At 79.8% G+C, this 667-nt stretch carries 1 protein-coding gene and 1 pseudogene; both read left to right on the top strand.

What is annotated here, in order from left to right:
• On the top strand, positions 1-297 hold a 297-nt coding region (locus N866_RS19295; RefSeq protein ID WP_034230022.1), incomplete at its 5' end, for a DUF4129 domain-containing protein.
• Positions 294-667, top strand: a pseudogene (locus N866_RS19300) (hypothetical protein); the annotation flags it as partial. The gene N866_RS19295 and the pseudogene N866_RS19300, both read left to right, overlap by 4 nt.

Raw genomic sequence — 667 nt, forward strand, 5'->3', positions numbered from 1 at the left:
CACCTCGCGGGCGCGGGCCGTCCGGTCGACGCCGTCATCGCCGCCTGGGTGCGGCTGGAGGAGGCCGCCGCGGCGTCCGGCCTGCCGCGGGACCCGGCCGCCACCCCGACCGAGTTCACGCTGGCGGTGCTGGACCGCACGCGCGCCGACCGCGGGGCCAGCCGGGTCCTCCTGGACCTCTACCTGCGGGCGCGCTTCGGGGAGGAGCACCTCACCGTCGACGACGTCGCGTCCGCGCGCGCGGCGGTCGCGACCCTCGCGGCCGCCCTCGCCCCCGACGACGAGGCACCCCGATGATGCCGCAGGCACCGGACGATGGCCCGTCCGAGCGGGGCGACGGCGACGGCCTCCGTGGTGCCGTCCTCGCCGTCGGGCGCCTCGCCGTGCCGATCACCGTCGGCGTCGGCGTCCTCACGCTGTGCCTCCTGCTGCGGATGGCCCCCCGCGACGCCGCGGTGGCCGCGCTCACCGCCTTCGGCGTGACCGTCGTGCTGCGCGTCCTGGACAAGGGCGAGGAGCACCCGTGGACGGCCGCGCCCGAGGCGGACCCGGACGGCAGCCGGCGCGACGTCGCGCGGCTCACCTGGACCCTCGTCGGGCGGGACGGCCGCGTCTCGGAGGCGGCGGTCCGCCGGCTCCGGGCGGACGCCCGACGGCGCCTCGCCCG

This window comes from Actinotalea ferrariae CF5-4 (genome assembly GCF_000603945.1).
GTDB classification, from domain to species: domain Bacteria; phylum Actinomycetota; class Actinomycetes; order Actinomycetales; family Cellulomonadaceae; genus Actinotalea; species Actinotalea ferrariae.